General features: G+C 70.8%; 20 protein-coding genes. 12 read left to right on the top strand and 8 right to left on the bottom strand.

Annotated features, from left to right (window positions below; all coding sequences use genetic code 11):
• The first annotated feature begins 53 nt into the window (after positions 1–53).
• On the top strand, positions 54–5,783 hold the full coding sequence (locus V8201_RS11500; RefSeq protein WP_336545368.1) for an alpha-2-macroglobulin family protein: 5,730 nt from the start codon (positions 54–56) through the stop codon (positions 5,781–5,783).
• A gap of 491 nt (positions 5,784–6,274) precedes the next feature.
• Positions 6,275–8,395 carry a penicillin-binding protein 1C gene (pbpC, locus tag V8201_RS11495; protein WP_336545367.1) on the top strand — a complete coding sequence of 707 codons (2,121 nt, stop codon included), beginning with the start codon at positions 6,275–6,277 and terminating at the stop codon, positions 8,393–8,395.
• 188 nt (positions 8,396–8,583) lie between these two features.
• Here pbpC and V8201_RS11490 read toward each other — a convergent pair whose 3' ends face one another.
• The gene (locus tag V8201_RS11490; RefSeq protein WP_051583524.1) at positions 8,584–9,078 is read right to left on the bottom strand and encodes an outer membrane protein assembly factor BamE; all 495 of its coding nucleotides are present in this window, start codon (positions 9,076–9,078) and stop codon (positions 8,584–8,586) included.
• 122 nt (positions 9,079–9,200) lie between these two features.
• Between V8201_RS11490 and V8201_RS11485 the strand changes: the two genes are divergently transcribed.
• Positions 9,201–9,707: a ubiquinol-cytochrome C chaperone family protein gene (locus V8201_RS11485; protein ID WP_235199780.1), complete on the top strand. Its 507-nt coding sequence runs from the start codon at positions 9,201–9,203 to the stop codon at positions 9,705–9,707.
• Positions 9,704–10,222 carry a YceD family protein gene (locus V8201_RS11480; RefSeq protein ID WP_336545366.1) on the top strand — a complete coding sequence of 173 codons (519 nt, stop codon included), beginning with the start codon at positions 9,704–9,706 and terminating at the stop codon, positions 10,220–10,222. Before V8201_RS11485 ends, V8201_RS11480 begins: the two co-directional genes overlap by 4 nt.
• Before the next feature lie 139 nt (positions 10,223–10,361).
• Here V8201_RS11480 and V8201_RS11475 read toward each other — a convergent pair whose 3' ends face one another.
• The 3 genes from V8201_RS11475 to V8201_RS11465 form a co-directional block, all read right to left on the bottom strand.
• Positions 10,362–11,423 carry an AI-2E family transporter gene (locus V8201_RS11475; protein WP_336545365.1) on the bottom strand — a complete coding sequence of 354 codons (1,062 nt, stop codon included), beginning with the start codon at positions 11,421–11,423 and terminating at the stop codon, positions 10,362–10,364.
• Between the two features lie 445 nt (positions 11,424–11,868).
• Positions 11,869–12,402, bottom strand: a complete 534-nt coding sequence (locus V8201_RS11470; RefSeq protein WP_037535220.1) for a SixA phosphatase family protein — start codon at positions 12,400–12,402, stop codon at positions 11,869–11,871.
• Positions 12,399–15,143, bottom strand: coding sequence for an ATP-dependent DNA helicase (locus V8201_RS11465; RefSeq protein ID WP_336545364.1), 2,745 nt, complete (start codon positions 15,141–15,143; stop codon positions 12,399–12,401). The genes V8201_RS11470 and V8201_RS11465 overlap by 4 nt, the downstream gene beginning before the upstream one ends.
• A gap of 95 nt (positions 15,144–15,238) precedes the next feature.
• Here V8201_RS11465 and V8201_RS11460 point away from each other — a divergent pair, with 95 nt between their 5' ends.
• The 7 genes from V8201_RS11460 to V8201_RS11430 all read left to right on the top strand — a co-directional run bounded on the left by V8201_RS11460 (position 15,239) and on the right by V8201_RS11430 (position 22,302).
• The gene (locus V8201_RS11460; RefSeq protein ID WP_037535221.1) at positions 15,239–15,547 is read left to right on the top strand and encodes a hypothetical protein; all 309 of its coding nucleotides are present in this window, start codon (positions 15,239–15,241) and stop codon (positions 15,545–15,547) included.
• Between the two features lie 56 nt (positions 15,548–15,603).
• On the top strand, positions 15,604–17,178 hold the full coding sequence (locus V8201_RS11455; RefSeq protein ID WP_336545363.1) for a lysine--tRNA ligase: 1,575 nt from the start codon (positions 15,604–15,606) through the stop codon (positions 17,176–17,178).
• A gap of 613 nt (positions 17,179–17,791) precedes the next feature.
• Complete coding sequence (locus V8201_RS11450) at positions 17,792–18,994, top strand: MFS transporter (RefSeq protein WP_336545362.1); 1,203 nt, start codon at positions 17,792–17,794, stop codon at positions 18,992–18,994.
• A complete protein-coding gene (locus V8201_RS11445; RefSeq protein WP_336545361.1) occupies positions 18,981–20,210 on the top strand; it encodes an MFS transporter in 1,230 nt (409 codons plus the stop codon). The genes V8201_RS11450 and V8201_RS11445 overlap by 14 nt, the downstream gene beginning before the upstream one ends.
• A 126-nt stretch (positions 20,211–20,336) precedes the next feature.
• Positions 20,337–21,299 carry a serine O-acetyltransferase EpsC gene (gene epsC / locus V8201_RS11440; RefSeq protein ID WP_271299682.1) on the top strand — a complete coding sequence of 321 codons (963 nt, stop codon included), beginning with the start codon at positions 20,337–20,339 and terminating at the stop codon, positions 21,297–21,299.
• A complete protein-coding gene (locus V8201_RS11435) occupies positions 21,296–22,072 on the top strand; it encodes a gamma-glutamyl-gamma-aminobutyrate hydrolase family protein (RefSeq protein ID WP_373276477.1) in 777 nt (258 codons plus the stop codon). Before epsC ends, V8201_RS11435 begins: the two co-directional genes overlap by 4 nt.
• The gene (locus tag V8201_RS11430; protein WP_336545359.1) at positions 22,069–22,302 is read left to right on the top strand and encodes a hypothetical protein; all 234 of its coding nucleotides are present in this window, start codon (positions 22,069–22,071) and stop codon (positions 22,300–22,302) included. Before V8201_RS11435 ends, V8201_RS11430 begins: the two co-directional genes overlap by 4 nt.
• Before the next feature lie 345 nt (positions 22,303–22,647).
• Here the strand turns inward: V8201_RS11430 and V8201_RS11425 are convergent, their stop codons facing one another.
• From V8201_RS11425 to sucC, 3 genes are all read right to left on the bottom strand, one after another.
• Positions 22,648–23,577, bottom strand: a complete 930-nt coding sequence (locus V8201_RS11425; RefSeq protein WP_336545358.1) for an electron transfer flavoprotein subunit alpha/FixB family protein — start codon at positions 23,575–23,577, stop codon at positions 22,648–22,650.
• Positions 23,574–24,320 (bottom strand): electron transfer flavoprotein subunit beta/FixA family protein, encoded by a 747-nt coding sequence (locus tag V8201_RS11420; RefSeq protein ID WP_037535333.1) that lies wholly within the window; start codon positions 24,318–24,320, stop codon positions 23,574–23,576. Before V8201_RS11420 ends, V8201_RS11425 begins: the two co-directional genes overlap by 4 nt.
• 211 nt (positions 24,321–24,531) lie before the next feature.
• Positions 24,532–25,731, bottom strand: coding sequence for an ADP-forming succinate--CoA ligase subunit beta (gene sucC / locus V8201_RS11415; RefSeq protein ID WP_037535228.1), 1,200 nt, complete (start codon positions 25,729–25,731; stop codon positions 24,532–24,534).
• Between the two features lie 214 nt (positions 25,732–25,945).
• Here sucC and V8201_RS11410 point away from each other — a divergent pair, with 214 nt between their 5' ends.
• A complete protein-coding gene (locus V8201_RS11410; RefSeq protein WP_037535229.1) occupies positions 25,946–26,281 on the top strand; it encodes a PilZ domain-containing protein in 336 nt (111 codons plus the stop codon).
• Positions 26,282–26,297: 16 nt separating this feature from the next.
• Here V8201_RS11410 and V8201_RS11405 read toward each other — a convergent pair whose 3' ends face one another.
• On the bottom strand, positions 26,298–26,441 hold the full coding sequence (locus tag V8201_RS11405) for a hypothetical protein (RefSeq protein ID WP_336545357.1): 144 nt from the start codon (positions 26,439–26,441) through the stop codon (positions 26,298–26,300).
• Between the last annotated feature and the right edge of the window lie 12 nt (positions 26,442–26,453).

Genomic DNA, 26,453 nt, shown 5'->3' with positions numbered 1-26,453 from the left:
TTCGCACCCCCGCGGGACCTATCGTGCCGACCGGGCAGACTCGGGGGCGGCGGATGCGCGGGGCGATGCGGTGGGCGGTGCTGGCATTGGCGCTCGCGCCGGTGGCGGCGTTCGGCGACAACAGTGCGCAGGTGGTGCTCGCCCAGCCCGGGAGCGGCGGCCAGGGCGGCGCGGTCGAACGCTATACGATCCGCTTCAACCAGCCGATGGTGCCGCTCGGCGATCCGCGCGCCGCGGCCCCCTTCACCACCGCCTGCGCCGGCACCGGGCGCTGGGTCGATCCGCAGACCTGGGTGTTCGACTTCGCCGCGCCGCTCGCCGGCGAGACGCAATGCGCGTTCGAGGCCGCCAAGCACGTGCGCAGCGTCGCCGGCTACGACCTCAAGGGCCGCAGCCGCTTCACCGTCGCGGCGGGCGGCCCGCGCGCGATCGCGGTGCTGCCGGCGGGCGACGACGACACGATCGAGGAAGATCAGGTCTTCCTCGTCGCCGCGCCCGTCGCGCCGACACGCGCCTCGGTTGCCGCCAACGCCTATTGCGCGGTCGACGGGCTCGGCGAAAAGATCCCGGTCGACGTGCTGGGCCGCGACGTGCCAGCGACGCTGCTCGGCGCGCTCGGCACGCAGCCATGGTCGGTGCGCAATTTCCTGGCGGACGCCGGTCTGCCCGAAGCGATCCCCGCCACGCCCGCCGACCGGCAGGCGCTCTACGCCAATGTCACCGCGCTGAAATGCCGTCGGTCGCTGCCGCCCGGCCGCGACGTCGCGCTGGTCTGGCCGAAGGGCATCGCCTCCGCATCGGGCAAACTCGCCGGCAGCGACCAACGGTTCGACTATAGCGTCCGCAAGCCGTTCGCCGCGCGGTTCGAATGCAGCCGCACCAACCCGCAGGCGGGGTGCAGCCCGGTCCAGCCTGCCTATGTCCGCTTCACCGCGCCGGTCGCGATGCGCCAGGCGGCGGCGATCCGGCTGACGCTCGCCGACGGCAGGCAGATCGCGCCGACCTTCACCGACGACGAGCGCAAGACGGCGACCATCTCGGATGTCAGCTTCAAGGCGCCGCTGCCCCATGACAGCTTGGTGAAGCTCAGCCTGCCCGCCGGCCTGACCGACGAAAGCGGGCGCGCGCTGACCAATGCCGAACGCTTCCCGCTCGACGTCCGCTTCGACGCCGCGCCGCCGCTGGTCAAATTCGCCGCCGGCTTCGGCATCCTCGAAGCCCGGCAGGGCGGCGTGCTGCCCGTCACCGTCCGCAACGTCGAACCCGATCTGCAGGGCCGCAACCTCGTGATCGGCGGCCGCACGCTCAAGGTCGCCGATTCGGACGGCGCCGTCGCCGAGTGGCTGCGCACCGTCGATGCCGCGGCGGACACCAACATCGAGGAGGTGAAGCGCGGCGACGAGGTGGTGCGGCGGATCAACCATACCGGTGACCGCTCGATCCTCGGCGATCAGGGCGCGGGCCTGCGGCTCGGCCTTCCCGGCAAGGGGCGCGATTTCGAGGTCGTCGGCATCCCGCTCGGCAAGCCCGGCTTCTACGTCGTCGAACTCGCCAGCCCCGCGCTCGGCCGGTCGCTGCTCGGCCGCAACGCGCCGCGCTATGTCGCCAGCGCCGCGCTCGTCACCAACATGGCGGTTCATTTCAAATGGGGGCGCGAGCGCAGCCTCGTCTGGGTGACCGCGCTCGATACCGGCAAGCCGGTCGCCGACGCGACCGTGCAGATCAGCGACAGCTGCACCGGCCGCGCGCTCGCGCGCGGTGCGACCGATCGCAGCGGCGGCGTGATGATCCCCGCCGGCCTGCCGCAGCCGGAGACCTATGGTAGTTGCGACGCCGGCAGCGCGTCGCATCCGCTGATGGTGTCGGCGCGCGCCGGTGACGATTACAGCTTCGCGCTGACCAGCTGGAGCGAGGGCATCCGCCCGTTCGATTTCGAACTGCCCTATGGCTATTCGGCCCCCGCCGACACCTGCCACACCGTGTTCGACCGCGCGCTCGTCCGCCAGGGCGAGACGATCCACATGAAGCATATCGTCCGCCGCGCGAGCGGCGCCGGCTTCGCGATCCCCGCCGGCTTCACCGGCACATTGCGCCTGTCGCACCGCGGATCGGACACGGCGTTCGACCTGCCGCTGACGATCGACGCGCACGGCAATGGCGAGACGAGCTGGACCGCACCGCAGGGCGCGCCGATGGGCGATTACGACCTGCGCATCGTCCGCGGCGACGACGTCACCTACACCGACCAGTCGTTCAAGGTCGACGAATACAAATTGCCGACGATGCGCGCGAGCGTCGCCGGCCCCAGGACCGCGGCGGTGCGACCCCGGTCGCTGCCGCTCGATCTCTATGTCGGCTATCTGTCGGGCGGCGGCGCGGGCCATCTGCCGGTCGACGTGCGCGTCGGCTGGTTCGCGCGCGCCGCCGCGCCGGAGGGCTATGACGGCTTCACCTTCGGCGGCGCCCGCGTCGAGGAGGGCGTCAAGCCGCTCAACGGCGATGGCGACGACCAGCCGACGCCGCTGCCGCCGACGCAGACGCTCCCCGTCACGCTCGGCGCGGACGGCACCGCGCGCACCAGCGTCGACGTTCCGGCGCTCGACGGGCTTGCCGACATGCGCGTCGAGATGGACTATCAGGACGCCAATGGCGAGATGCTCACCGCCAGCCGCACGGTGCCGATCTACCCCTCGGCGGTGCAGCTGGGGGTGAAGACCGACGGCTGGCTGATGAAGCAGGACGATCTGCGGCTGCGCTTCGTCGCGCTCGACACCGCGGGCAAGCCGCTCGCCGATCAGAAGATCAGCGTCGCGCTCTACAGCCGCCAGATCCTCACCGCGCGACGGCGGCTGATCGGCGGCTTCTACGCCTATGACAATCAGATGCGCACGTCGCGCCTCGCCGCCACCTGCACCGCGACCAGCGATGCGCAGGGGCTGGCGCAATGCAGCGTCGCGGCCGGGGTGTCGGGCGAGGTCTATGTCGTCGCCACCACCACCGATGCCGACGGCAATGTCGCGCGCGCGGTGCGATCGGTGTGGCTGGCGGGCGACGATGCCTGGTGGTTCGGCGGCGACAATGGCGACCGGATGGACGTCGTCCCCGAACGCACCGCCTATCAGGCGGGCGAGACCGCGCGCTTCCAGGTACGCATGCCGTTCCGCAGCGCCACCGCGCTCGTCACCGTCGAGCGCGAAGGCGTGCTGTCGAGCTTCGTCACCGAATTGAGCGGCACCGATCCCGTCGTCGAGGTGCCGATGCCGGGCAGCTATGCGCCCGACATCTACGTCTCGGTGCTGGCGGTGCGCGGGCGGATCGAAAGCGGCTGGACGAGCTGGTTGCGCGGCATCGGCACCGCGCTCGGGCTGGTCAAGGCCGAGCCCGCGCCGGCGCCGACCGCTTTGGTCGATCTCTCCAAGCCCGCCTACCGGCTCGGCATCGCCCGGGTGAAGGTCGGCTGGGAGGGTCATCGGCTTGCGGTCGCGGTGCAGGCGGATCACGACCGCTTCGCACCCCGCGGCACCGCCCAGGTCGCGCTGCAGGTGCGCCGCCCCGACGGCAGCGCCGCGGCCGGTGCCGACGTCGCCTTCGTCGCGGTCGACGAGGCGCTGCTCCAGCTCGCACCCAACGACAGCTGGGACGTGCTCACCGCGATGATGGGCGATCGCCCGCTGTCGGTGCTCACCGCGACCGCGCAGATGCAGGTGGTCGGCAAGCGGCATTATGGTCGCAAGGCGGTGGAGGCCGGCGGCGGTGGCGGCGGCGATGCCGCGGCGATCAACCGCGAGAATTTCAAGCCGGTGCTGCTGTGGCGCGGCCATGTCGCGCTCGATGCGGCGGGACGGGCGCGGCTGTCGGTGCCGCTGTCGGACGCGCTCTCCTCGTTCAAGCTGGTCGCGATCGCCACCGAAGGCGACGGCCTGTTCGGCACCGGCAGCACCGCGATCCGCACCGCGCAGGATCTGTCGGTCTATGCCGGCCTGCCGCCGCTGGTGCGCAGCGGCGATGTCTATGCGGCGGGCTTCACGCTGCGCAACGGCAGCGACCGGCCGATGACCGTCACCGCCACGGTCGATCTGCTGCCGCGCATCGCACAGGGCCGGCCGCTTACCGTCACCATCCCGGCGGGCGGCGCGGTGCCGGTGGCGTGGAATCTCACCGCGCCGCCCGCCGCCGGAACGCTGCGCTGGCAGGTCACCGCGCGCAGCCGGGACGGCAAGGCGACCGATCGCCTCACCGCGACGCAGGAGGTCGTGCCCGCGGTGCCGGTCGAGACCTGGGCGGCGGCGCTGACCCGTGTCGGCGACACGACGCTGCCGATCGCGCCGCCGGCCGGCGCGCTGCCCGGCCGCGGCTCGGTCGACGTGCAACTGACCGACACGCTCGCGCCGCCGCTCGCCGGCGTGCAGCGCTATATGACCGATTATCCGTACAATTGCTTCGAGCAGCAATTGAGCCGCATCGTCGCGCTCGGCGATACACGCCGCTGGGCGGCGCTGGCGGGAGCGATCCCGACCTATCAGGCATCGGACGGGCTGCTGCGCTACTGGCCACGCGAGACGCTCGACGGGTCGGAGGCGCTCACCGCTTATGTGCTGTCGCTGACCAGCGAGGCGGGCCTGCCGCTGCCCGCGGCGCCGCGCGCGCGGATGATCGAGGGGCTGAAGGCGGTGCTCGACGGCCGCGTCCGCCATGAAAGCTACGGCGATCCCCGTCAGCAGAAGCTCGCCGCCTTCGCCGCGCTCGCCCACGCCGGTGCGGCGACGCCGGCGATGCTCGGCCAGATCGGCCTGCCCGCGCAGGATATGCCGACCGCGTTGCTCGCCGATTATATCGCCGCGCTCGATCGCGTGCCGCTCGCCAATGCCGCGGCGCTGCGCGCACAGGCGGAAGGCGTGCTGCGCAGCCGGCTGGTCTATGACGGCACCCGGCTCGACCTCAGCGATGCGGCCGCCTCGCCCTGGTGGCTGATGTCGTCGGGCGACGAGGCGTCGATCAAGGCGCTGCTCGTCACGCTCGGCCGCCCCGGCTGGCAGGACGAGGCGGCGAAGATGATGGTCGGCGTCGCGCTGCGCCAGGCGCGCGGCCATTGGGACACGACCACCGCCAATGCCTGGGGCGCGGTGGCGGTGCGCAAGTTCGCCGGCCTCTATCCGGCGCAGGCGATCGCCGGCACCACCAGCCTCCAGCTCGGCGCCACCATTGTCAGCCGCGCCTGGCCGCTCGCCGCCGAGGCGCGCGCCGTCAGCCTGCCGCTACCCGCGACGACCACCCCGCTGCTGCTCCGCCAGAGCGGCGGCGCCGGGCCGTGGGCGACCGTGTCGATGCGCGCCGCGGTGCCGCTGACCGCGCCGCTCTCCGCCGGCTATCGCGCCAGCCGCACGGTGACGCCGGTGCAGGTCCGCACCAGGGGGCAACTGACCCGCGGCGACGTGCTGCGCGTGACGATCACCGTCGATGCCAGCGCCGAGCGCAACTGGGTGGTGGTCAACGATCCGATCCCCGCCGGCGCGACGATCATCGGCGATCTCGCCAATCAGTCGCAGCTGCTCGGCGAGGGCGGCAGCGACGCGGGGGTGCGCCCCGCCTATGTCGAGCGCGGCAACGACAGCTGGCGCGGCTTCTTCGCCTGGGTGCCGCGCGGCCGGTTCACGGTGAGCTATGCGCTGCGGCTCAACGGCGCCGGGCGCTTCAGCCTGCCGCCGACCCGCGTCGAGGCGATGTATTCCCCCGCGATCCGCGCGCAACTGCCGAATGCGCCGGTGACGGTGGTGCAGCGGTGAGGCGGGACGGCGAGGTGGGTGGCGGGGCTGGCGTGACAAAGCGTCCGTGTGGATGCCGCCTCCCCTTTGCCGTCGTCTTCGACGTAGCCGATACCGTTGCGAAGACGCACCGCTTTTCATCCCACCCCGGCGAAGGCCGGGGTCCCGTTCGATGAGGTCTCGCACGAAGTCACGACGGTCGTCCAACTGGCCCCCGGCCTTCGCCAGGGTGGTTCGGAGCCTTTGCGGATCGGTGGATGCCGCAACGAGTCCGGCATGACGATGGGGGTTCCTTGCAGATGTCGTCAAAGCCGGTTGTGGACGGCTGGGCGACACGATGGCCTGTGGCCCCTGCCGCTCTGGGCTCCTGCTTCCGCAGGAGCATTGCGGCGATCGCTACGGTCGGCGTACGGTCACGGGAGCCTCGCGGGCGTCACCGAACCTCTGCATCGCACCAGGCCCCGCCGGCTTCAAGCCGCCCACCGCCGACCGCACCCACCGGTACGCCGCGCATGGCACCCGCGATAACCCCCCGCCGCATCATGGCCGGCGTCGCCCTTGTCGCCGTCACCGGCGGTGCGCTCGATTACGCGACGCTCCCCCCGCTGCTCCCTGCCTACCAACAGGTCCGCGCGCACTGGCGGCCCTCCGAAGCCTGGCTCTACGACCGCCACGGCCGGCTGATCGACAGCGCCCGCGTCGATTTCGCCGTGCGCCGGCTCGCCTGGACGCCGCTCGCCGCCGTCTCGCCCGCGGCGCGCGAGGCGATCGTCGCGGCGGAGGATCATCGCTTCCGCGATCATGCCGGCGTCGACTGGCTGGCGCTCGGCGCCGCGGCGCGTGACCGGATCGAGCAACGCAAGGCTCGCGGTGCCTCGACGCTCTCGATGCAGCTCGCCGCCTTCCTCTCGCCCGCGCTCGCCCGACCCGGCGCGCGCGGCTGGCGCGACAAGCTCCGCCAGCTGCGCGCCGCGCGTGCGCTCGAGGCGCGGTGGAGCAAGGACCAGATCCTCGAAGCCTATCTCAATCTCGCCGGCTATCGGGGCGAGGCGCAGGGGATCGGCGCCGCCGCGCTCGGCCTGTTCGGCAAGACCCCCGCGAGCCTGAACCGCGACGACGGCCTGCTGCTCGCCGCCCTGCTCCCCGATCCGGGTGCCGACGCGCTCACGATCGCCCGCCGCGCCTGCGCGCTCGCCGGCCCCGGCGACTGCGCGCGCTTCCCCGCCGCCGCCGCGGCGATGCTCGGCCCGGCGCGCAGCCTCGCGCTCGATCCCGGTCTTGCCCCGCACCTCGCCGACCGGCTGCTGGTCAGGCCCGGGCTGCGCATCACCACGACGCTCGATGCGGATATCCAGCGGCTCGCCGCCGCGGCGCTGCGCCGGCAGTTGCTCGGGCTGGGCGGCACCCGCGCGCGCGATGGGGCGGTGGTGGTGGTCGACAATGCCAGCGGCGCGGTGCTCGCCTATGTCGGCGGCATCGGCGGCGCCTCGACCGCGCCGGCGGTCGACAATGCCAATGCCTATCGGCAGGCCGGATCGACGCTCAAGCCCTTCCTCTACGCGCAGGCGATCGAGCGCAGATATCTCACCGCCGCCTCGATCCTCGACGATTCGCCGGTGCAGCTCGACACCGCCTCCGGCCTGTACGTGCCGCAGAATTACGATCGCGGCTTCAAGGGGCCGGTGTCGGCGCGCACCGCGCTCGCCGGTTCGCTCAACGTGCCGGCGGTGCGCACGCTGCTGCTCGTCGGCGTCGAACCGTTCCGCGACCGGCTGTGGGACCTCGGCTATCGCGGGCTGGTCGAGGACGGCGCCTATTACGGCTTCTCGCTGGCGCTGGGATCGGCGGAGGTGACGCTGCTCGAACAGGCCGCCGCCTATCGCGCGCTCGCCAACCATGGCCGCTGGAGCCCGCTGCGGCTGACCCGCGATCAGCCCGCGACGCCGCCGCGCGCCATCGTCAGCCCGGCGGCGGCGTGGATCGTCGACGACGTCATCGCCGATCCCAATGCGCGCGCCGCCACCTTCGGGCTCGATTCGGCGCTGCGCCTGCCCTTCTGGGCGGCGGTGAAGACGGGCACGTCGAAGGCGATGCGCGACAATTGGTGCGTCGGCTTCTCCGACCGCTTCACCGTCGCGGTCTGGGTCGGCAATGCCGAGGGCGATCCGATGCGCGCCGTCTCCGGCACCAGCGGCGCGGCGCCGGTGTGGCGCGACGTGATGATGGCGCTGCACGCGCGCCTGCCGAGCCGCGAACCCGCCGCGCCCGCCGGCATCGTCGCGACCCGCGTCGCCTTCGCCGACGGGATCGAGGAACCGCGCCGCGACTATTTCCTCGCCGGCACGGCACAGACGCGGATCGCCGGCGTCCCTGCCGCGGCGCGCCGGCCGCGGATTACCAATCCGGTCTCCGGCAGCGTCTATGCGCTCGACCCGGACATTCCGATCGACCGGCAGCGGCTCGGCATCGCGATCAGCGGCGCGGCGATGGCGCATCGCCTGCTGCTCGACCGGCGCGATCTCGGCCCGGCCGATCATGCGCCGATGATCCTGCCCGGCCCGGGCCAGCACCGCCTGCGCCTCGTCGATCCCGCCGGCAAGGTGGTCGATCAGGTGGTGTTCACCGTCCGCTGACCGGGATCACAAAATTCCGTCGGATTAGGCCCGGAACGGCGAACCATTCGGGCGGCGGCGCGTTACCCGCCACTGATCCCTTTCCCCTTTCGGGATCAGTGCCGGTCCAAGCACGGCACGGTCGCGCCGATGCGTAGCAGGCGGCGCGGCCAACGTGCTGGGACGGACGCTCGTCGCGCCGCCGGAGCTTATGGCGTGTCGCGACCGCCGCCGGTGCCGCGGCCCGCGCCGCCGCCCGCACCCGCCGCGCCGACCGTGCCGATGTTGCCGAACAGATCCTCGAAGAAGCCGCGCTTGCGACCCAGCGTCGGCGTGGTCTTGCCGTAGGGATCGATGCTGGCGATCTGGTCGACGCCCGTGCGCGTCACCGAGGTCACCGTGCCCTTCGCGTCGAAGCTGATCTTGAGCGCGATCTGGTCCTTCGGCTTGGGCTTCTGGAAGTTGAGGTTGCGGCTGTCGCGCGCGACATAATACCAGTCCTGCGGCGCGAACTGGCTGGCGATCGTCGGCTGGCCCAGCGTGCTCGCCACCGACTGGCGGTTGTCGACGCCCGGCTGCACCGAATTCACCAGATCGGCGTCGATGATATAGCCCTGATGCGACCGCAGCGGCGCGCAGCCGCCAGCGGCGACGGTCAGCCCGAGGCCGGCGAGAAGGCCGATACGGGCCAAGGATACGCTCATCACTATCTCCAGCGGCAGCGCCGCGCATATGATTGCATCGCCTGCCGATCGCCTCGATATGCGAAGCTCGGGCGGGCTTCAAGCGCCGGGGCCATGTCGGCGCAACAGGTGAGGATGGTATTTTGGGCTGGTGGGGACGATTGTTCGGCGAGCGGCATGACGAGGCGCTGCCGCTCTACACCGCAGTGGTGCGGCGCGGACGCGAGGATCATTGGTATCTCGCGGGCGGCGTGCCGGACACGGTCGACGGGCGGTTCGACATGATCGCCGCGGTGCTGGCGATGGTGTTGCTCCGCCTCGAAGGCGATGCCGCCGCCGCGCCGCTGTCGGCGCATCTCACCGAACGATTCGTCGAGGATATGGACGGCCAGCTGCGCCAGATGGGGATCGGCGACATCGTCGTCGGCAAGCATATCGGCAAGATGATGAGCATGCTCGGCGGCCGGCTCGGCGCCTATCGCGACGGTCTCGCCGCGGGCGACCTCGGGCCGGCGCTGGTCCGCAACCTCTACCGCGGCGAGGCACCCGCGCCCGCCGCGCTGGCGCATGTCGCGGCGCAGCTCACCGCGCTGTACGCCGCGCTCGCCGCCACCCCGCTCGATGCGCTTGCCGCCGGAGACCTGCCATGACTCCCGAATTCAGCCGCCCCGAACGTCTCGACGCGATCGGCGCCGGCGAGCGGACGATCACCATCGCCGCCGACCCGGCCGAGCGCGCCGCGCTCGCCAGACGCTTCGGCGTGCGCTCGGTCGAGCGGCTCGAAGCGGAGCTGACGATCCGGCGCGAGGCGGCGGGAATCGTGGTGCTCGGCCGCGTCACCGGCGCGGTGGTGCAGGCGTGCTCGGTCACCGACGTACCGCTCGACGCGACGATCGACGAACCGGTCGCGCTGCTGTTCGTCGAGACGCTCGGCGAGCAGGAGGAGGTCGAGCTCGACGCGGACGCGCTCGACACGGTCGAGATCGAGGGCGGCGCGGTCGATCTCGGCGAGGCGGCGGCGGAGACGATGGCACTCGCGCTCGATCCCTTCCCGCGCAGCCCGGAGGCGGAGGCGGCATTGCGCGAGGCCGGCGTGATCCGCGAGGAGGAACACCGGCCGTATAGTCCGCTGCAGGGGCTGAAGTCGTTGCTGGGGAAGGAATAGCCCAACTCGTCATCCCGGCGAACGCCGGGACTCGTGGACACGGGACGTCGACGTGGCGCGGGTCGTTGGCGCCTCGTATCCCCGGATGCCGACTTTCGTCGGCATGACGAAGGGCGGCCAGGGCCTGACCGTTACCCCCTCACGCCTCCCGGCCCTGCCGCTGCTCGGCCAGGATCTGCCAGCCCGTGATGAACAGCGCCGCGACCAGCGGGCCGACGACGATGCCGCTGATCCCCGCCACCTCGATCCCGCCCAGCGTCGTCACCAGCACCAGCCAGTCGGGGATGCCGGTATCGCGCCCGACCAGGATCGGCCGCAGGATATTGTCGGCGAGCCCGATCACCGCGACGCCGGACACGACGACGACCACGCCCTGCCACACCGCACCGGTGGCGAGCAGATAGATGGCGACCGGCACCCAGATCAGCGCCGGCCCGATCGCCGGCAGCAACGCGGCGAGCGCCATCAGCAGGCCCCAGAGCAGCGCCGCGGGCAGGCCGACGATCCAGAAGGTGATCGCCCCCAGCGCGCCCTGCACCAGCGCCACCACCACCGATCCCTTGATCGTCGCGCGCACCACCGCGACGAACTTGTCGATCAGCCGGTCGGCGACCGGCCGTTCGAGCGGCAAGGCGGCACGCACCGCCGGCCCGAGCCGGTCGCCGTCGCGCAGCAGGAAGAAGGTGACGTAGAGGCCGACGCCGAAGGCGAGCAGGAACGCCGCGGCGTTGCGCCCGATCGACAGCGCCTGCGCCGCGATCGACTGGAAGCTGCTGCGCAACCCCTGCACGATCCGCGCCTGCGCGGTGTCGAAACTGCCCAGCCCGGCGCGGTCGAGCGGATGCTGCACCCATTGCGGCAGGGCGTCGTGCACCTGCGCGAAATAGCGAGCGAAATCGATCTGGCCGCTCTGCACCCTGGCATAGACGCCGGCCGACTGGTCGACGACCATGCCGGTGATCGCCAGCGCCGGGATGATCACCGCGACGAGGATGATGAGCAGCGTCGCCGCCGCCGCCGCATTGCGCCGCCCCGGCCATTTGCCGAGCAGCCAGTGGAACAGCGACTGGAACAGGATCGCCGCGAGCAGGCTCCACAGCAGCGCGGCGACGAACGACGAGACGACGAGCAGCAGGCCGGCGCTGATCAGCACCAGGAACAGGATGAGCCCGCCCGATTCGAGCTTTCGTCTGTCGATCACGTCATTCCCCCGGTTCGCCCCTGCGGACGGGGCAAGAACCCGTCAGGGCCGTTTCGGGTCCGTCCCGGCTTGATCCGGGGCGATTGTTTGATCCGGAGGCATCTCGCCATCGGAGACATGGTTTACCCCCGTCCAAGGGCGCGTCGCTCGCCCAAAGCACCGTATTCCCGCGCAGGCGGGAATCCAGTGGCCAAGCCAAACACCGACTTGCGGCAAGGAACCTGGGCTCCGGCCTGCGCGGGAGCACTGCAAATGCCTACGCGTAGCTACGTCTGTGCGATTACCCCGGACGTGCTTCGAGTCCGCTGTAGTGCGCGAAGCAACGGCCTAGTCTCGGCCGAACTGTTCTATGTCGGAACGCCATCTCCATGACCGATGAGTCTTCACAAAGACCCGGCTCGCCCCACCCTCTCAGGCGAGGCCGCACGACCGGACCTCCCGCGCCCTATCCGTCCGGGCCGAGGCTCGGGTCGAGATCGCGCGGGCGGATGAAGCGGGTCAGCGTCGCGCCGCCCGGCGCGAGCGACGGCCAGCCGCCGTCGAACGACAGTTCGGCGAGCGTCGCGGTCGGATATTTCTCCTCGATCTGGCCGCGCAGGCCATCGGCCGCCGCCGGCACCAGCATCAGCGCGAGATCCTCCAGCCCCGGATTATGGCCGACGAGCAGCACCCGCTCGGCGCCCTCCGGCAGCTCGTGGATCAGGTCGAGCAACGTCGCGGCGGAGGCGAGATAGACGCGCCGCTCCCACACCGGCGACAGCCGACGACCATAGCCCGCCACGATCGCGTCGAGCGTCTCGCCGACGCGCACCGCGGGCGAGGCGACGACGTGATCGAAGCCGAGATCGAGACTGCGCATGTGCCGCCCGACCGCCTCGGCGGCGCGGCGGCCCTTGGCGTTGAGCGGGCGATCGAAATCGCGGCTGACCGTATCGTCCCAGCCGGACTTGGCGTGGCGCAGCAGCGTCAGCGTCTTCAACCGGCGTCTCCGTGGTGGCTCGCGAGAGCCGCCTCATGCCCGATCCGGCCCGGCAAGGAAAGCCGCGCCTGCACCCGCGCCACCGCCTCGTCCAGCGTTACCCGCGCGATGCCGACGCCGGGCGGGAAGGCGGAGAGCAGCCGCGACGGCATCGCCGCCGACAGCATCACGAACGCGCCGCGATCGTCGGCGCGCCGGATCAGCCGGCCGAACGCCTGCGCCAGCCGCGCCCGCACGATACGGTCGTCATAGGCCGATCCGCCGCCGGCCAGCCGCCGCGCGGCATGCAGCACACTCGGCTTAGGCCAGGGCACGCCCTCCATCACCACCAGCCGCAGCGACGATCCCGGCACGTCGACGCCGTCGCGCAGCGCATCGGTGCCGAGCAGCGACGCCGCCGGATCGTCGCGGAAAATGTCGACCAGCGTGCCGGTGTCGATCGGATCAACGTGCTGCGCGTGCAGCGGCAGCCCCTCGCGCGCCAGCCGGTCGGCGATCCGGCCATGCACGCCGCGCAGCCGCCGGATCGCGGTGAACAGCCCGAGCGTGCCGCCGCCCGCCGCGACGATCAGCCGCGCATAGGCATTGGCGAGCGCGGGCAGGTCGCCGCGCTTGACGTCGGTGACGATCAGCACCTCGGCATTGGCGGGATAATCGAACGGGCTCGGCACCGCGAAGCGGGCGGGCGCGCGGGCGAGATGCGGCGCGCCGACGCGCGCTTCGGCGATGTCCCAGCCGTCGGCGTCGTTGGCGCCGCCGCCGGTCAGCGTCGCCGAGGTGACGAGCGCGCCGTGCGCGGGCTTGAGCACGATCTCGGCGAAGGGCCGCGTCGGGTCGAGCCAGTGGCGGTGCAGGCCGATGTCATATTCGCGCCCCTCGATCCGGTCGACTGCCAGCCAGTCGACATGCGCCGGATCGACCGGGCCGCCGACCCGCGCGAGCAGCGACAGCCACGCCGCCACCGTCTCCGCGCGCCAGCCGATCGAGGCGATCGCCCCCTCGACGCGGGCGCGGGCGGGTGCGTCCATCCAGTCGGGCGCCTCGGCGAGCACCGCCTCCAGCCGCCGCCCGAGCGTCACCAGCGGCCGCACCAGCGCGTCGAGCGCCGCCGCGGCGGGCGCCGCCGCCTCGATCAGCTCGGGCGTCGGCTCGGCGAGTTCGGTCTCGAGGCCATAGCCGGCATCCCCCGGCTGTTCGGCACGCGCATAGGTCAGCCCGCGCACCGCGGCGAGCAGATGCTCGACCGGCCCGAACGGCGCGCCTTCGTTGATCCGGCCGAGCCAACCGTCGCTGGCGAGATGCCGTGCCGCCTCGACCGCGTCCTGGATGGCGATGCCGCCCTGTTCGTCATAGCTGGCGACGTCGGACAGGCGCGCCTGCAACCCGCGCCGCCGGCCGCGGCCGCCGCTTTCCGGGCCGAGGATCCAGCGGCGCAGCTCGATCGTCTCCTGCCCGGTCAGCGCGGTGGCGAACATCGAATCCGCCGCCTCGAACAGATGATGGCCCTCGTCGAAGACGTAGCGCGTCGGTCGCGTCGTCGTCTCGCGGCCGCGAGCGGCATTGACCATCACCAGCGCATGGTTGGCGATCACCACGTCCGCCTCCGCCGAGGCGCGCGCGGCGCGCTCGATGAAGCATTTGCGGTAATGCGGGCAACCGGCATAGACGCACTCGCCGCGGCGATCGGTGAGCGCGGTCGGGCCGTTGCGGCGGAACAGCGTCGGCAGCCAGCCGGGCAGATCGCCGCCGACCATGTCGCCGTCGGCGCTATAGGCCGCCCAGCGCGCGACCAGCTGCGCGAGGATCGCCGCCCGCCCGGCGAACCCGCCCTGCAACGCGTCCTCGAGATTGAGCAGGCAGAGGTAATTCTCCCGCCCCTTGCGCGTCACCACCTTGTGCCGGCGCGTCGCGGCGTCGGGGAACAGGCGCTCCGTCTCCTTGGCGAGCTGGCGTTGCAACGCCTTGGTATAGGTGCTGATCCACACCGCGCCGCCGGCCCGCTCCGCCCACAGCGAGGCGGGGGCGAGATAGCCCAACGTCTTGCCGATCCCCGTCCCCGCCTCGGCGAGCACCAGATTGGGCGCGTCGCGCATCGCGCGCGGGCTGAACGCGTCGGTCGCCGCGGCAGCGAAGGCGCGCTGGCCGAGCCGTTCCTCGGCGCCGCCGCCGGTCAGCGCGGCGAGCCGCGCCTCGGCATCGGCCGCCGGTATCTGGACCGTGAGCGGCGCCGGCCGCGGCGCCTGCTCCTCCCATTCGGGCAAGGTCGCGAACAGCCAGCGTTCGTTGACCTGCGGCTTGGCGAGCAGCGGCGCGATCGCCGGTGCCCATGGCCAGCGCAGCCGGGTCAGCGACTGCGCCGCGGTCCACGCACCGGCACGCTCCGCCCAGTCGCCCTGCGGCACCGCGAGCAGCGCCGCCGCCGCCTCACGCAGGAAGGCGGCGACCGCCTCGTCGGTCTCCGGCGGCGACAGATCGACGGCGCGGGCGAAGCCGCGCGGCGTCGGTACCGCGAATTGCGCCGGATGGAGGAAGGCGAACAATTCGAGCAAGTCGAGCCCCGACAGCTCGGGATAGCCGAGCCGCTGGCCGATCAGCGGCGCGTTGAGCAGGATCACCGGCGTGTCCGCGGCGATGCGGATCGCCTCGCCGCGCCCGATCGGCCGCGTGCCGTCGTCGGACGCGATCCAGATGCCGCCGTGGCTGGCGTGGAGGGCGGGATAGGGGATCACGACGATGGCCATAACCGACCGGAACAGATTGGCAACCGGGCGGCGGTGCAACCCGGCGGCCGATCGCACGTTCGGCACGGATCATCCGCTTGCTCAGGATCAGTCCCATGCGTTCCCTGCTGTTCACCCTCGGTGCCGTCTCGCTCGCCCTCCCCGCCAGCCTCGCGCTGCCGGTCAGCCAGGCGGAGGCGCGCCATCACTATCGGCATGCGCACGAGCGCGGCTATCATCACGTCAAGCGCTGCCGCTATTCGAGCGGGACGACGGGGCTCGTCGCGGGCGGCGTCGGCGGCGCCTTGCTCGGCAATTCGGTGCTCGGCCATGGCGCGCTCGGCACGATCGGCGGCGCGGTCGGCGGCGCCTTTGCCGGTCGCGCGATCGATCGCACGGTGACCGCGAAGAACCGCTGCCGCTGAGCCGCCGTTCAAGAGAGTTGCCGTGAGCGCGCGGGGTGCTTAGTCCCGCGCGCATCATGACGACTGATCTGCGCTCCGCCGCTCTCGACTCCAAGGCCTGGCCGTTCGAAGAGGCGCGCAAGCTGCTCAAACGCTATCCGGACGGCAAGCCCGGCGGCGGCCCGGTGCTGTTCGAGACCGGCTATGGCCCCTCGGGCCTGCCGCATATCGGCACATTCAACGAAGTGCTGCGCACGACGATGGTGCGCAACGCCTTCCATGCGCTCAGCGACCAGCCGACGCGGCTGATCGCGTTCAGCGACGATATGGACGGGCTGCGCAAGGTGCCCGACAACGTCCCCAACGGCGACATGCTGCGCGCCCATCTCGGCAAGCCGCTGACCCGCATTCCCGATCCGTTCGGCAAATTCGACAGCTTCGCCGCCCACAACAACGCCATGCTCCGCCAGTTCCTTGACCGGTTCGGCTTTGATTACGACTTCGCCTCCTCGACCGAATATTACGAAGGCGGCCGGTTCGACGACGCGATCAAGGGCGTGCTGCGGCATTACCAGGGCATCCTCGACGTGATGCTGCCGACGCTGCGGGCGGAGCGGCGCGAGACCTATTCGCCGGTGCTGCCGGTCAGCCCGACCAGCGGCATCGTCCTGCAGGTGCCGGTCGAGGTGGTCGATGCCGAGGCCGGGACGATCGCCTTCACCGACGACAGCGGCGAGCGGATCGTCCAGTCCGCGCTCGGCGGCCGCTCCAAGCTGCAATGGAAGGTCGACTGGGCGATGCGCTGGGTCGCGCTCGGCGTCGATTACGAGATGGCGGGCAAGGATCTGATCGATTCGGTGACGCAGAGCTCGAAGATCGCCCGCGTGCTCGGCGGCCGCCCGCCCGAGGGCTTCAATTACGAGATGTTCCTCGACGAGAAGGGCGAGAAGATCTCCAAGTCGAAGGGCAATGGCCTCAGCCTCGACCAATGGCTGACCTATGGCCCCGAGGAGAGCCTCGCCTTCTTCGCCTATCGCGAGCCTAAGAAGGCGAAGGCGCTGCACTTCGGCGTGATCCCGCGCGCGGTCGACGATTACTGGCAGTTTCGCGGCAATTACCCGACGCAGGAGCTGCCGCAGAAGCTCGGCAATCCCGTCCACCATATCCATGACGGCAAGGTGCCGGAGGCGACGCTGCCGGTCACCTTCGGCCTGCTGCTCAACCTCGTCGGCGTGATGGGCGAGGCGAGCCAGGAGCAGGTCTGGGGCTACTTACGCAATTACGTGCCCGACGCGACGCCCGAGCGCGATCCCGAACTCGACCGGCTGATCGGCTATGCGCTGGCCTATGCGCGCGATTTCGTCGCCCCGACGCTCCACCGCCGCGCGCCGGCGGGGGTGGAGATCGACGCGCTGCGCCGGCTCGACGCCGACCTCGCCGCGCTGCCCGCCGGCGCCTCGGCGGAGGCCATCCAGAACGTCGTCTACGAGATCGGCAAGACCGCCGGCTTCGACACGCTGCGCGACTGGTTCAAGGCGCTGTACGAAACGCTGCTCGGCTCCGAACAGGGGCCGCGGATGGGCAGCTTCATCGCCTTGTACGGGGTGGAGAACAGCCGCAGGCTGATCGCGGAGGCGCTGGCGAAGGCGTGAGGGGCGAGGCAGTTTCGCCATCCCGTTCGGGCGTTATGCGTGACGCCTTGCATGAATATTCCCGCGCAGGCGAAAATCCAGTGGCCAAGCAGAACCGCCGCCGGTGATCCGAAGACCACAGGGCTCACGCCTGCGCGGGAGCATTGCAGGTGCCATGCTTCCGGCCATTCCGGCGACAAGCGTCTCTCTCACGGCTGGTCCGCGGTCATGCCGGATTACCTCCAGCATCTGGCGCTCCGCAGGAGCGAAAGCCGTAGATTCCGCGGCACGATCGGCCCGGATCACCGCACGGGATTCGTCGAAATCCCTCCGAATCGCTCTCTCGCACCACCCCGGCGGAGGCCGGGGTCCAGTCGGGTGACGGTTTGCGGCGAAGGACGACGGCCTTCCCACCTGGACCCCGGCTTTCGCCGGAGTGGCAGCGTTTTGCAGAGGTCACGGCCGACGACTCGGGTGACGCGATGGTCGAGCGGAGGTTGAGCCGTCGGAGGTCTCGATACGCCGGCCGGTGACCGGATTCGATACCACCCCGCCCGCACCGTCTCCCGGAACCACCGCGCCTCGCCGTCCGTTGCATTTGCTGCAACGCAGCAAGCGCGGCTAAGGCAGCTTCATGACCCTCAGAGACATTGCCGCGACCCGTCCCGGGCTCGTCCATCTCGCGCTCGCCGTCGGTGGCTTCGCAATCGGCACGACCGAATTCGCCGCGATGAGCCTCGAACCCGATCTGGCACGCGGGCTCAACGTCGATGCGCCGGCGGTCGGTCATATCATCAGCGCCTATGCGCTGGGCGTGGTGGTCGGTGCGCCGACGATCGCGGTGCTGTCGGCCAAGATGTCGCGCTACACGCTGCTGATCGGGCTGATGACGCTGTTCGCGATCGGCAATGCGCTGTCGGCGATCGCACCGAACTATGGCTGGATGCTCGTCTTCCGCTTCTGCGCCGGCCTGCCGCACGGCGCCTATTTCGGCATCGCCGCGCTCGTCGCCGCGTCGTTGGTGTCGCCGGGGCGGCGGACGCAGGCGGTCGGGCGGATCATGCTCGGGCTGACCGTCGCGACGATCGTCGGCGTGCCGGTCGCGACGCTGCTCGGCCAGATCGCGAGCTGGCGCTGGATGTTCGGCCTCGTCGCGGGGCTCGCGCTGCTCACCGCGGCGCTGGTTGCGCTGCTCGCGCCGATCGATCCGCCCGACCGCAGCGCCAGCCCGCTGCGCGAGCTCGACGCGCTGCGCCGGCCGCAGGTGTGGCTGACGCTCGGCACCGGCGCGATCGGCTTCGGAGGCATGTTCGCGGTCTATACCTATCTTGCCGCGACGCTGAACGACGTCACCGGCCTCGCGCCAAGCCGCGTGCCGCTGATCCTCGCGGTGTTCGGCAGCGGCATGACGCTCGGCAATCTCGTCGTGCCGCGCTACGCCGATCGCGCACTGATGCCGACCGCGGGGGCGCTGCTGCTCTGGTCGGCGGCGGCGCTGCTGCTGTATCCGCTCGCCGCGACCAACGTCTGGACGATGACGCTCGACGTCTTCGCGATCGGCCTCGGCGGCGCGCTCGGCACGGTGTTGCAGACGCGGCTGATGGACGTCGCCGGCGACGCCCAGTCGCTCGCCGCCGCGCTCAACCATTCGGCGTTCAACACCGCCAATGCGATCGGCCCGTTGCTCGGCGGCCTCGCCATCGCGGCGGGCTATGGCTGGACCGCGACGGGAGTGGTCGGCAGCGGTCTCGCGCTCGCCGGCCTGGCGATCTGGGCGGTATCGCTGGCGGTCGAACGCGGCATGCCGATCGCCGGGCGGCGTCATGCCCGGCAGTGAGGCACCGCTCGCCAAGGGGACGCCCGCCTATCGCCGGCTGACGCTGGCGATGCTGTTCGCGGGCTTTTCGACCTTTTCGCTGCTCTATTCGGTGCAGCCGCTGCTGCCGCTGTTCGCCGCCGATTACCATCTCACCGCCGAAGCGGCGTCGCTCGCCGTCTCGCTCGCCACCGGGCCGCTCGCGATCGGCATCCTGTTCGCCGGCATTCTGTCCGACCGGATCGGGCGGCGGCCGCTGATGGTCGCCGCGATGTTCGCCGCCGGCGCGCTGACGCTCGCTGCGGCGCTGGTCCCCGGCTGGAGCGGGTTGCTCGCGCTGCGGCTGCTGACCGGGATCGCGCTCGCCGGCGTGCCCGCGGTGGCGATGGCCTATGTCGCCGAAGAGGTCGACGCTGCCTCGGTCGGCGCGGCGATGGGCCTCTATATCGCCGGCAGCGCGATCGGCGGCATGGGCGGCCGGCTCGTCGCCAGCCTCGTCGCCGATGTCGCCGACTGGCGCTGGGCGCTCGGCAGCGTCGGGCTGACCGGGCTGATGATGGCGGAGGCGTTCCGCCGGCTCGCGCCGCCGTCGCGCCGCTTCGTCGCCGGCTCGGGCGCGAGCCCGCTCGCCGGCGTCGCGACGCTGTTCGCCGACCGTGCGCTGCCGCTGCTCTACGCCGAGGCCTTCGTGCTGATGGGCATCTTCGTCACCATCTACAATTATGCCGGCTTCCGCCTGCTCGCGCCGCCCTACGGCCTCAGCCAGGCCGCGGTCGGCGCGGTCTTCCTGCTCTACATCCTCGGCTCGGCAAGCTCGGCATTGTTCGGCGCGGTCGCCGGATCGGTCGGGCGGCGGCGGATCTTCTGGCTGCCGATCGTGCTGCTGCTCGCCGGCGTCGGCGTCACCGCGGCGCATCCGCTGCTGCTGGTGATCCTGGGCATCGCGTTGGTCACGATCGGTTTTTTCGGCGCGCATTCGATCGCCAGCGCCTGGGTCGGCCGCCGCGCGCGCAGCAACCGCGGCCAGGGCGCGGCCTTCTACCTGTTCTTCTACTATCTCGGCTCGAGCGTGCTCGGCTCGGCCGGCGGCATCGCCTGGACGCGGGGCGGCTGGCCCGGCGTCGCCGGCTTCTGCCTCGCGCTCGGCGTGGTGGCGTTACTGCTCGCGCTCCGCCTCGCGCAGATCGCGCCGCTCGCCGATCCCGAGACACCGCCGGTCGCACCGGTCGCCCCCTGACCGCGAGCCGCGCTTGCCGGCGGACAAGCTTTTCTTCATTCTCCTACTGATCCGATAGGATATCTATCGTCTCGGAGGTCGGATGATGACGCAGCAGGCCGCGCAACGATCAGACAGGCACGCGCGGTGACGCAGCCGGCGCCCCTGCCCGCGCCCACCGGCGCAGCGATCGGCGATGCGGTCGACGCGCTGCGCAGCGCCCGCGCGGCATGGCGGCAGCGGCAGAGCCCGGCGCGCGCCGCCGCCAGCTTCCCGTCGCGCGGTGCGATCGAGCGGATCGTCCTGCTGCTCGCCGGGGCGCTCTATCCGCGCCGGCTCGGCGAGCAGAGGGTCGCCCCGGCGGAGGAGGATCGCCTCGTCGCCGCCAAGCTCGCCGCCGCCTTCACCGAGCTGGAGCGGGAGATCGGCCACGAGCTCGGCTATTGGCAGGCGGAGGCGCAGACTGCCTTCGCGCCCGATCAGGCCGCGACCATCGTCCGCCTGTTCGCCGCGTCGCTCGGCGAGATCCGCCGGCTGATCGACAGCGATGTCGACGCCGCCTTCCTCGGCGATCCGGCGGCGCAGAGCACCGACGAGATCCTCGTTTGCTATCCCGGCGCGATCGCCAGCCTGCATCACCGGATCGCGCACCCGCTCTACACGCTCGGCGCGCCGATCGTCGCCCGGCTGATCTCCGAACTCGCCAACGAACGCACCGGGATCGACATCCATCCCGGCGCGACGATCGGCGAGCGATTCTTCATCGATCACGGCACCGGCGTCGTCATCGGCGAGACCGCGGTGGTCGGCGACGGCGTCCGCCTCTATCAGCACGTCACGCTCGGCGCCCGCAGTCCGCTCGGCGCGGCCCGGCATGGCCCGCGCGATCGCTATGCGCGGCATCCGGTCATCGGCGACGATGTCGTCATCTATGCCGGCGCGACGATCCTCGGCCGCGTCACGATCGGCCGCGGCGCGACGATCGGCGGCAACGTCTGGCTGCTCCGCGACGTGCCGCCGGGCGGCGTCGTCGTCCAGCCCGAGGCGACGCTGCTCGCGCCCGCCGCGGGCCATGCGCTGCGCGACACGCTCGTCGCGGCGGAAGCATGATGGCGCGCGCCGCCGCCCCGCGCCCGGTGATCGGCGTGCTCTGCTGCAACGAGGTCGCAGACCGGCCGGTGCAGGCGGTGGCGAGCCGCTTCATCGCGCCGCTGACGCATGTCTCCGACGCGACCGTGCTGCTCGTCCCCGCCCTGCCCGAGGCGGTCGACGTGGCGACGCTGGACCGGCTGCTCGACGGACTGTTGCTCACCGGATCGCGCTCGCATGTCGCGCCGTCGCGCTACGGTGCGCCGCCGCTCGCCGCCGATGCGACGCTGGACGCCGGGCGTGACGAGGTCGCGCTCGCCCTCGCCGGCGCGATGATCGAGGCGGGCAAGCCGGTGTTCGGCATCTGCCGCGGGTTGCAGGAGATCAACGTCCTGTTCGGCGGCTCGCTCTGCGCCGCGGCGAATCCCGATCGCCATCATCGCGGCGGCTGGGACGGCGACTATGACGCGATGTTCCGCCACGGCCATGACGTCGACCTGCGCGCCTGCGGTCGCCTCGCCGATGCCATCGGGCAGCGGCGCGTGCGCGTCAATTCGGTGCACCAGCAGGGCATCGACCGGCTCGGCACCGGACTGACCGTCGAGGCGGTGGCGGCCGACGACGGGCTGATCGAGGCGATCTCCGCCCGCCCGTGCGGCGCCGACGTGCTCTGCGTGCAATGGCATCCCGAATGGGATGCGGCGGATGCGCCCGCGAGCCGCGCCTTCTTTTCGCTGATCGGCGCCGGTCTGCGCGGCGACGACGCATGGGTTTCACCACGGAGGACTGCATGAAGATCACCACCCTCGCCCCCGCGCTGGCGCTCGCCGCGCTCAGCCTCGCGGCGTGCACGCCGAAGACCGACGCCGCGAACAACGACACGGCAGCCGACACGCTGACGCTCAACGAGGAGGGGGATGCCGCCTTCGACAATGGCGACGATGGCGCGGCGGGCAATTCGCTCGCGGGCGACCCTGCCGTCGACGGCAACGCGCTCGCTCCGGCCGCGGGTAACGCGCTCTAGCGCCTGCTTTTCGAGACACGCCAGGTCAGCTCCCTAGGCGTAGACTGCGGTCCGGCATTGCTGTGTCGGGCCGCTTTTTTTGGTCGAGGTTGAGGCCCAGTCTCACAGTATTCCCGCGAACGCGGGAATCCAGTAGCCAAGCAGAGCAACAGTTGTGGGAAACAGAACACTGGGCTCCCGCCTTCGCGGGAGCACTATGGCGGGTTATAGCGGGACTGGCGCATCGACCGGCCTCAACGCCCGGTCATGCCGCCTCTATGCCTCCCGAGCGGCATAGCCCAGCTCGAACCATCCCGCAGGCAGACGGGCGGCAGCACCATCCGGCGCCGCCGCCCGCCCCGTGCATTACAGCTTTTCGGTCAGCTCCGGCACCACCTTGAACAGATCGCCGACCAGGCCGACGTCCGCGACCTGGAAGATCGGTGCGTCCTCGTCCTTGTTGATCGCGACGATGACCTTCGAATCCTTCATCCCGGCGAGGTGCTGGATCGCGCCCGAGATGCCGACCGCGATATAAACTTCCGGCGCGACGATCTTGCCGGTCTGGCCGACCTGATAGTCGTTCGGCACATAGCCCGCATCCACCGCCGCGCGGCTCGCGCCGACGCCCGCACCGAGCTTGTCGGCAAGCGGCTCGATCAGCGCGTGGAAGTTCTCGCCGCTCTGCAGCGCGCGGCCGCCCGAGACGATGATCTTGGCGCTGGTCAGTTCGGGCCGGGCGTTGGCGGCGATCTCGGCGTCGACGAAGCGCGACTTGCCGGTGTCGCCCTGCGACGCCACCGCCTCGATCGTGCCCGAGCCGCCCTCGGTCGCGGCCTTGTCGAAGGCGGTGCCGCGGACGGTGATCACCTTCTTCGCGTCCGACGTCCGCACCGTCGCGATCGCATTGCCGGCGTAGATCGGGCGGGTGAAGGTATCCTCGCTCTCGACCGAGAGGATGTCGCTGATCTGCATCACGTCGAGCAGCGCGGCGACGCGCGGCGCGACGTTCTTGCCGGTGGTGGTCGAGGGCGCGACGAAGGCGTCGTGATCGGCCATCAGCGCGACGACGAGCGGCGCGACATTCTCGGCAAGCGCATGCGCATAAGCGGCATCGTCGGCGACGTGGACCTTGCCGACGCCGGCGATCTTCGCCGCCGCCTGCGCGACGCCGTCAAGGCCCTGGCCGGCGACGAGCAGATGCACCTCACCCAGTTTCGACGCGGCGGTGACCGCGGCGAGCGTGGCGTCCTTGACGGCCTTGCCGTCATGTTCGACCCAGACGAGCGTCTTCACTTGGCAATCCCCATCGCGTGCAGCTTCATGACGAGTTCGTCGACATCGGCGACCTTGACGCCCGCCTGGCGCTTGCCCGGCTCGACGACCTTGAGCGTGGTCAGCCGCGGCGTGACGTCGACGCCGTAATCGGCGGCGGTCTTTTGCGCGAGCGGCTTGGACTTGGCCTTCATGATGTTGGGCAGCGAGGCATAGCGCGGCTCGTTGAGGCGCAGGTCGGTGGTGACGATCGCGGGCAGCGGGAAGGCGTCGGTCTCGAGGCCGCCGTCGACCTCGCGCGTCACGGTGACGCCGTCGGCGGTCAGCTCGACCTTCGACGCGAACGTGCCCTGGCCCCAGCCGAGCAGGCCGGCGAGCATCTGGCCGGTCTGGTTGTTGTCGTCGTCGATCGCCTGCTTGCCGAGGATGACGAGGCTGGGCTGTTCCTCCTCGACGATCTTGGCGAGGATCTTGGCGACGCCGAGCGGCTCGACCTTCGTGTCGCTGGTGACGAGGATGCCGCGATCCGCGCCCATCGCGAGCGCGGTGCGGATCGTCTCCTGCGCCTTGGGTTCGCCGATCGAGACGACGACGATCTCGGTCACGCCCTTGTCCTTCAGGCGGATGGCTTCCTCGACCGCGATCTCGTCGAACGGGTTCATGCTCATCTTGACGTTCGCCAGATCGACGCCCGTCCCGTCCGCCTTCACGCGGGGCTTCACGTTATAGTCAAGCACACGCTTGACCGGCACCAGCACCTTCATCAGCTTCCTTCCGATTGCGCCGTCGACGCGGCGTTGCGGCATCGTATCGGCGGGTGAGATGGCTGTTTCGCGCGCCTTTCGCAAGTCCGGTACGGGAAACGCCGCTTGCCGTAACGGCATTTGCACGAGGGGAAACGAATCGGGCCCGGACATGATGCCCGGGCCCGAAAAGAATCAGCGAGTCACCCCCGGCATGGGGGCAGGAGCCGGCTTACGCCGCCTTCTGCACCTCGGCGACGATCTTCTTGGCGGCGTCGCCAAGGTCGTTCGCCGGCACGATCGCCAGGCCCGAATTGGCGAGGATGTCCTTGCCGGCCTGCACGTTGGTGCCTTCGAGGCGGACGACGAGCGGCACCTGCAGGTTCACTTCCTTGGCAGCGGCGACGATGCCCTCGGCGATGATGTCGCACTTCATGATGCCGCCGAAGATGTTGACCAGGATGCCCTTCACCGCCGGATCGGCGAGGATGATCTTGAACGCCGCGGTCACCTTCTCCTTGTTGGCGCCGCCGCCGACGTCGAGGAAGTTGGCCGGGAACATGCCGTTGAGCTTGATGATGTCCATCGTCGCCATGGCGAGGCCGGCGCCGTTGACCATGCAGCCGATGTCGCCGTCAAGCTTGATGTAGGCGAGGTCGTACTTCGACGCCTCGAGCTCCATCGCGTCTTCCTCGGTGGTGTCGCGCAGCTCCATCAGGTCCTTGTGACGGAACATCGCATTGCCGTCGAAGCCGACCTTGGCGTCGAGCACCATCAGCTTGCCGTCCTCGGTGACGGCGAGCGGGTTGATCTCGATCTGCTCGGCATCGGTGCCGAGGAAGGCGTCGTACAGCTTCGCCGCGACGTTCGCCGCCTGCTTGGCGAGGTCGCCGGTCAGTTCGAGCGCGGCGGCGACGGCGCGGCCGTGATGCGGCATGAAGCCGGTCGCGGCGTCGATGTCGATCGAATGGATCTTCTCGGGCGTGTCGTGCGCGACGGTCTCGATGTCCATGCCGCCCTCGGTCGAGGCGACCATCGAGACGCGGCCGGTGGCGCGATTGACGAGCAGCGCGAGGTAGAATTCCTTGGCGATGTCGACGCCGTCGGTCACGTACAGGCGGTTGACCTGCTTACCGGCCTCACCGGTCTGCACCGTCACCAGCGTGTTGCCGAGCATCTCGCTCGCCGCGGCGCGGACTTCGTCGGCGGTCTTGGCGAGGCGGACGCCGCCCTTGGCGTCGGGACCGAGTTCCTTGAACTTGCCCTTGCCACGGCCACCAGCGTGGATCTGCGCCTTGACGACATAGAGCGGCCCGGGAAGCTTGCCCGCCGCTTCAACGGCTTCGTCGACGCTGAGCGCGGCGAAACCGGCGGGAACGGGGACGCCGAACTTGGCGAGCAGTTCCTTGGCTTGATATTCGTGGATGTTCATGGCCTGCCTCGCGTTATGCTATGAAGAGGAGATTGCTGCGGCCTTTTGCACAGCCGGCGCGATGAATCCACCCCGGATCGACATCGGAGCGGGACGGTTATTGCAAACGCATCGCAATATCTTCATGGCGATGGGGTGGTGTGCGGGGGGGGGGCGTGCCCGGCCCGTCGCAGCGTTGGCAGAAAAGTAACCAATCCCTGCGAGGGTCGTCGGCATGGAACAGCCGTCTTTCACGCCGCCCTATGATGCGGTCGAACCGACCGAGGAAGCGCGGCAGGCGCTGCGCAAGTCGGTCAAGATGCGCGCGCACCTGCGCGACCGCGGCCAGACCCGGTTCGAGATCGAGGTGACCGACCTGTCGCTGTCCGGCTTCCGCGCCGAAACCAGCTTCACGCTCTGGCCGGGTACCGTCGTGTGGCTGACGCTGCCGGGACTCGCCGGGCTCGAGGCGGTGGTCGCGTGGCGCGACAAGTTCAAATACGGCTGCGCCTTCGCCAAGCCGCTGCATCCCGCCGTCTTCGATCATATCGTCGCGCTGTCGCAGCGTTAGGCGCGCGCCCTCCGGCTCAATCGGCGCGGTCGGGATCGTCCGCCTCGGCGACCGGAACGCCCGGCTCCGCATCGCCCAGCAACGCGCGCCGGATCTCTTCCAGAATCGCCGCCGTCTCCTGCTCATCGGGGATCCCGTCGGGATCGTCGATCGCACGCATGTCCATGGCTCA

Origin of the sequence: Sphingomonas kyungheensis (assembly GCF_037120395.1) — a bacterium.
Classification (GTDB): domain Bacteria; phylum Pseudomonadota; class Alphaproteobacteria; order Sphingomonadales; family Sphingomonadaceae; genus Sphingomonas; species Sphingomonas kyungheensis.
This window is presented reverse-complemented; position numbering and strand designations above follow the sequence as displayed.

Bases quoted from the DNA above. Each gene is read 5' to 3' on its own strand.
- V8201_RS11500 (WP_336545368.1), top strand. From the start codon at position 54: ATGCGCGGGGCGATGCGGTGGGCGGTGCTGGCATTGGCGCTCGCGCCG.
- pbpC (WP_336545367.1), top strand. From the start codon at position 6,275: ATGGCACCCGCGATAACCCCCCGCCGCATCATGGCCGGCGTCGCCCTT.
- V8201_RS11490 (WP_051583524.1), bottom strand. From the start codon at position 9,078: ATGAGCGTATCCTTGGCCCGTATCGGCCTTCTCGCCGGCCTCGGGCTG.
- V8201_RS11480 (WP_336545366.1), top strand. From the start codon at position 9,704: ATGACTCCCGAATTCAGCCGCCCCGAACGTCTCGACGCGATCGGCGCC.
- V8201_RS11465 (WP_336545364.1), bottom strand. From the start codon at position 15,143: ATGGCCATCGTCGTGATCCCCTATCCCGCCCTCCACGCCAGCCACGGC.
- V8201_RS11460 (WP_037535221.1), top strand. From the start codon at position 15,239: ATGCGTTCCCTGCTGTTCACCCTCGGTGCCGTCTCGCTCGCCCTCCCC.
- V8201_RS11455 (WP_336545363.1), top strand. From the start codon at position 15,604: ATGACGACTGATCTGCGCTCCGCCGCTCTCGACTCCAAGGCCTGGCCG.
- V8201_RS11450 (WP_336545362.1), top strand. From the start codon at position 17,792: ATGACCCTCAGAGACATTGCCGCGACCCGTCCCGGGCTCGTCCATCTC.
- V8201_RS11445 (WP_336545361.1), top strand. From the start codon at position 18,981: ATGCCCGGCAGTGAGGCACCGCTCGCCAAGGGGACGCCCGCCTATCGC.
- V8201_RS11435 (WP_373276477.1), top strand. From the start codon at position 21,296: ATGATGGCGCGCGCCGCCGCCCCGCGCCCGGTGATCGGCGTGCTCTGC.
- V8201_RS11430 (WP_336545359.1), top strand. From the start codon at position 22,069: ATGAAGATCACCACCCTCGCCCCCGCGCTGGCGCTCGCCGCGCTCAGC.
- V8201_RS11420 (WP_037535333.1), bottom strand. From the start codon at position 24,320: ATGAAGGTGCTGGTGCCGGTCAAGCGTGTGCTTGACTATAACGTGAAG.
- sucC (WP_037535228.1), bottom strand. From the start codon at position 25,731: ATGAACATCCACGAATATCAAGCCAAGGAACTGCTCGCCAAGTTCGGC.
- V8201_RS11410 (WP_037535229.1), top strand. From the start codon at position 25,946: ATGGAACAGCCGTCTTTCACGCCGCCCTATGATGCGGTCGAACCGACC.
- V8201_RS11405 (WP_336545357.1), bottom strand. From the start codon at position 26,441: ATGCGTGCGATCGACGATCCCGACGGGATCCCCGATGAGCAGGAGACG.